Annotated in this window: 5 protein-coding genes; all 5 read right to left on the minus strand. The window is 70.3% G+C overall.

The genetic code is table 11. The features are described from left to right. Positions 1-129 precede the first annotated feature (129 nt). The 5 genes from OS124_RS0117665 to OS124_RS0117685 are packed head-to-tail and all read right to left on the minus strand — an operon-like array spanning position 130 to position 5,139. Complete coding sequence (locus OS124_RS0117665) at positions 130-936, minus strand: tetratricopeptide repeat protein (protein WP_010141185.1); 807 nt, start codon at positions 934-936, stop codon at positions 130-132. Between the two features lie 53 nt (positions 937-989). After that, positions 990-2,828 (minus strand): pilus assembly protein TadG-related protein, encoded by a 1,839-nt coding sequence (locus OS124_RS0117670; protein ID WP_168161487.1) that lies wholly within the window; start codon positions 2,826-2,828, stop codon positions 990-992. Then, entirely contained in the window at positions 2,818-3,234 is a 417-nt protein-coding gene (locus OS124_RS0117675; RefSeq protein ID WP_010141187.1) for a TadE/TadG family type IV pilus assembly protein, read from the minus strand. Before OS124_RS0117675 ends, OS124_RS0117670 begins: the two co-directional genes overlap by 11 nt. Next, a complete protein-coding gene (locus tag OS124_RS0117680; RefSeq protein WP_010141188.1) occupies positions 3,231-4,181 on the minus strand; it encodes a type II secretion system F family protein in 951 nt (316 codons plus the stop codon). Before OS124_RS0117680 ends, OS124_RS0117675 begins: the two co-directional genes overlap by 4 nt. Before the next feature lies 1 nt (position 4,182). After that, complete coding sequence (locus tag OS124_RS0117685; RefSeq protein WP_010141189.1) at positions 4,183-5,139, minus strand: type II secretion system F family protein; 957 nt, start codon at positions 5,137-5,139, stop codon at positions 4,183-4,185. Positions 5,140-5,289 lie beyond the last annotated feature (150 nt).

A 5,289-nucleotide genomic window follows, 5' to 3' on the forward strand; every position in this document is an offset into this window, starting at 1 on the left:
CTTCCTTTCAGTCGTGGTGTGGGCCGTCGAAATGGACATGGGCTTGCACCGTGCTCCTCGGCCCGGCGGCCTCGCGGGACGGTGGGGCTTTCGCGCCGCGGTTGGCAGCGGCGCGATCAGGCGAAGACATCAGGCGAAGACAAGGGCACCGACGGGACGGCCCTCGAGCATCATCCGGCGCAGGGCCTGGTAGACCTGGATGTTCTGCTCGATCTCAGAGGGCGAAAGGTCCAGCGCCAGCGTGGCGCGGGCGTCGTTGTCGCGCCCGGCGAGGCCGTAGACCAGCGCCAGGTTGCCGCGCACATGCGGGGCGGCGACGGGATCGCGCACCAGCTCCTGCAGGATGGCGATGGCCTGGCCCTGGGTCTCGGTCAGCGCGAGCGAGAGGGCGTAGTTGCTGCGCAGGATGAAGTTCGACGGGTAGAGCTTCAACGCGTAGGTGTAGACCTCCTGCGCCTCGGCGTGGCGGGACAGCGTGTCGAGGGCCACGCCCTTGCCGGTCAGCGCCGAGACATTGGCCCGTTGCAGCTTCAGCGCGCTGTCGTAGTCGGCGAGGGCCTCGGCGGGGCGGTTCATCGCAAGGCGGACCCGGCCGAGGATCGACAGTACCCCGGCATCGCGGGGAGCCAGATCGTGGGCGCGCAGCAGGATGGCCTCGGCGCGGCTGTTCTGGCCGATCCGGGCGTAGCTGTCGCCCGCACCGGCAAGGGCCTCGACATTGTCGGGCTCGGCGGCCAGCACCTTCTCGAAGAGCTTCACCGCCTTGGCGTGTTCACCGGAGGCCGCAGTGGCCTGGGCGAGGCGCAGCGAGATGTCGGTTTCCTGTCCCGACGCGGGCTGGCCTGCCATCTGCGGGGCCTGCAGGGTGCAGGCGGACAGGGCCAGGAGGATCAGCAGGGGGGCGAGCGGGCGTGTCAGGATCGTCAGGCTTTGCAAGGTGATCTCCGGTATGGGGCGCCGTTGGAGGGCGGCGATGAAAGGCGTTCGGGTCATCGGACAAGCATCACGGCGCCGCAATTGACGCCGTCCAGGGTCAGGTCGGCCCCGGCGATACGGATGCCCAGGGCCTCGAGGAGGCTGTCCAGGATGGGATCGACCCCGGGAAAGAGGCTGCCGTCTTCCGGGGCGATGAGGGTGCTCAGCAGGGGTGTGACGACGCCGGACAGGGCATTGAGGACGAAGTTGACTACCCGGTTGATCAGCGAAAGCGAGATGGATCCGGTCTCGACCGACACAGAGACGTCCAGCCCGTCGATGAGCGAACCGAGGCTGCTGCCGAGAAGGTCGCCGCTGCTGTAGCTGGCTTGCTGGCCAACCTGCGACCAGGTGAAATCCTGGCTGTCGGTCAGGGCTTCGGCGACCTGGACATGGGCCTTGGCGGCCACCACGGCGCGAATGTCTCCGATACCGAGCCCGAGCAGGTTCAGAAGCTCTGTCAGGGGCAGGCCCAGCAGGTCGAGATCGACATCGACCGCCAGCAGCTCGGCCGGAGTGAAGGCGGGGCTGTCGGGATCCAGCGGCGTGCTCTGGTCCGAGAAGGCCGGGGGCGTGAACTCTCCCAGAAAGACCGAGACCAGCCCGCTTTCGGTGTCGAAACTGGCAGCGGGGTCGTCCGGGCCGGTGGCCGAGCAGTGCAGCGCGCTCAGCGTGGCCGTGGCACTGGCGATCTCGACATAGAGCGGCAGGCGGACCGAAAGCAGGTCGAGGCTGGGCAGCAGGTCGGCAACCAGCGCGGTGCCGAGGTCAAGGTCAAGCTTCAGCCGGGTCTGGGCGGTGTGGACGGTGGCGCCGCGCTCTCCCAGGGTGATCCAGCCCGACTGGCCCTCGCGTTCGCCAATGGCCAGTTGCAGGCCGGTCGAGATCAGCCCGTCGATGCCGAGGTCGAGGTCGGCGGTGACGATGCGGCTTTCGTCAGCGGTGATCACCTCCAGCGCGCTGAACAGGATATCGAGGGCCGACACCTGGATGCGCGGCAGGATATCCTCGACCTGCACATCCACGTCTTCGCCCTCGATGGCGATCAGCCGCGAGACGCCGAGGGTGGCATCCGTGAGGCTGTCGAGCACGGTGGTCAGGACCGTGGTGCTGCCGGCAATCGCACCGGTGTCCAGAAGGGCGCCGGCAATCGCCGGCAGGCCGACGTCGGCATCAAGGATCTCGCTGTAGTCGGCGACCTCGAGGTCGGCGCGCAGGGCGAGGGCGTCGAGGAAGCTCAGCAGGTCGACATCGGCATCGGCGAGAGCGTTGTAGTCCAGCACGTCCAGGTCGACGGAGCTGCCCAGCACCGAGCCTAGCAGCGCGTTCAGCAGCCCGTCATGCACCGAGGCCAGCCGCGAGCCGAGGCTGAAGGCGGCGAAATCGAAGCGCGCGGCGGTAGCGGTGGCCGACAGCCGGGTGCTGTCCTGGGCCAGGAAGGTGCGGGCGAAGAAAAGCGGTGCCTCCTCGCTGAGCGAGACGGTGGCGGCATTGACGTCGGGATCGCCCTGGCTGCGCTCGGCAAGGCGGTCGGCGGCAGGCAGGGCGGCGTCGCGGGTGAAGCGGGCATAGCCGATGCCGGTCATCGCCGTGGCCTCCAGCCCGTTGCCGGTGACCGTGGCGCGCGCCCTGTCCTCGGCCGCGTCGGCAAGATGCGACACCGCGCTGACGGCCGCGAGGTCGGCGCGGGTCTGCAGGGTCTTCTGCCGGGCGTAGAGAGAGGACAGGTCGACGCCGAGCGCCAGGAAGCCGATCAGCATGGTCAGGCAGAGCGCGACGATGATCGCCACGGCGCCGCTCTCGTCGGCCAGGAAGCGTCGCGGAAACCGGAGGGCGCGCAGGCTAGTAGGCAAGGTAGCTCCTCCGGGTGATGCTGGGGATGTCGAGCCCGAGGAAGCCGTCGGCCACATCCACCGCCGAGCCGGCCAGATCATAGGTCAGGGCGATCTCGATGGCCGGGACGGTGCCGGGCAACATGGTGATCTCTGCGCTGACCTTCTCGGCCCCGAGGAAGGAGAACCGGGCGCCGATCTCGTTGATATAGGCTTCGGCCAGGTCGGCGCGCTCGTCCTCGGCGAGGCCGGTGACCGAATGGCGCGCGGCCTCGGCGGCCAGTTGCTGAAGGCTGTTGGCGATGGCGAAATACTGGCCGAAGCAGATGATGCCGAAGAGCATGGCCAGCAGCACCGGCAGGATCAGGGCGAATTCCACCGCCGTGGCGCCGCTGTCCTCGCGCAGGAAGGTCCGCAGGCGGGTCACTGGCCGAACCCTCCGTTCATGATGTTGTCGAGGATGCTCAGCGCGGCCGGACCGACCAGCACGATGAACAGCGCGGGCATGATGAAGAGGATCAGCGGCACCGTCATCAGGGCAGGGGCCTTGGCGGCCTGCTCTTCGACGCGCAGCAGGCGGCTGGCGCGCTCGTCCCGCATCAGGGTGCGCAGGGCCCCGGCGAAGGGGGTGCCGTAGCGCTCGGCCTGCAGCAGGGTGTTGGTGAAGACGGCGATCTCGGGCAGGGGCAGGCGGCGCTCGAAGTTGGCCCAGGCCTCGGCCCGGCGGGGCAGGACGCCCAGTTCGATCACCAGCTGCTCCAGCTCCAGCGACAGGGCGGGGCAGGCGGGGCGCAGCTCGCGGGCGACGCGCTGCAGCGCCGGGCCGGGGCCAAGCCCTGCCTCGCTGGCGATCACCAGCAGTTCCAGCATGTCGGGGAAATCCTTGCGGACCCGGGCCAGGCGGCGCTTGACCAGCTGGGCCAGCACCATGTCAGGCCCGCGCGATCCGGCCAGCGCCAGGCCGCAGGTCCAGATCACCTGCACCAGCAGAGCGGGGGCGCCGCCGTCGCGCAGGTGCAGCCAGGCCAGGGTCACCGCCCCGGCGGCCAGGGGCAGCACCAGCTTGAGGAAGGCATGGACCAGCACCGCGTCGCGATTGCGGAACCCCGCCGCACGCAGCTGCACCGAGGTCATCTCGGCGTCGCCGCCGCGCAGGACCACGAAGCGTTCGGAGGTACGCGCGGCCAGGCGCAGCAGGGCCTCGCCGAGGCGACGCCCCGGCGATGGCGCGGCGGGCCGGGCCAGAAGCGGCCCCCGCCCGGCACTGCGGGCCAGCCGCGCCGCCCGCGCACGGCGGTCCAACGCGGCAAAGACCGCCAGTTGCAGCGGGATGGCGATCAGCAGGGTGAGCAGGGCGAGGGGGATCAGCGACATTTCAGGCCTCGATCCGTGACAGCTTGTACATGCTGAAGATCCCCAGCCCCAGGCAGACCACCCCGACCAGGGTCATCACCAGGCCGCGGGGATCACCGATCAGCGGCGTCAGGTAGCCCCGGTTCATCACGAAGAGCACCCCGGCGATCACGAAGGGCAGGCTGGAGAGGATGAAGGCGCTGACCCGGGTTTCGGCCGACAGGGCCGCCGCCTTCTTGCGCAGCTTGCGCCGGTCGCGCAGCAGCTCGGCCAGGTTGTCCAGCGTCTCGACGAGGTTGCCGCCGGTCTCGGCCTGCAGGCTGGTGGCGACCGAGATGAAATGCGCCTCTGGACTGCCGATGCGGCGGGCCAGCGCGGCCAGAGCCTCGTTCAGGGTCACGCCCAGCTTCAGCTCGTCGTGGCAGCGGGCGAACTCGTCGCGGGCGACGCCGCGGGCATGTTGCGCCACCACCCCGAGCGCCCCCTGCACCGTCTGCCCCGAGCGCATGCCGCGGGCGAAGATGTCCAGCGCCTCGGGCAGGGCGTCGTTGAACTGGCGCACCCGGCGTGCGCGGGCGATGTCGAGCAGGATGTTGAAGACCATCCAGCCGGTCAGCGCAGAGGCGGGCGCCGCCGCCAGCAGCGGCACCAGCCCGGAGAGGGCCGCCAGCGCGAAGGCCAGCGCCGCCAGCAGGGCGATCACCAGCCCGGCCATGACCGGAGACAGCGCAAGACCCGCCGCCCGCAGCCGCGCTTCGAGCAGCCCGGACAGCCCGGTGGGCCGGCGACGCAGCGCCTCGCCGTCCTGGGCGCTGTCCAGCTTCTGCATCACCCTCTGGGCCCGCGCCGCGCTGCCCGACCCCTGCCGCACCAGCCGCGCCCGGCGCACCCGGCGCGAACGGTCGATCAGCATCAGAACCAGCAGGCAGCTGGCCATCGTGCCGATGAAGGTCAGCAGGATCGAGGCGGCCAGCAGCATCCCGGTCAGCCCTCCATGGCGGCGCGCAGGGCGCCTTCCAGCCCCTGTTCGCGCGCCCGGGCCAGGAAGCCCGGCGTGGTGCCGCAGGTCTCGAAGCGCCCGACCACCTCGTCGCCGCCGCGACCGCTTTCGGCGCGGAAACGGAACAGC

Source organism: Oceanicola sp. S124, from assembly GCF_000220565.1.
GTDB lineage: Bacteria > Pseudomonadota > Alphaproteobacteria > Rhodobacterales > Rhodobacteraceae > Pseudooceanicola.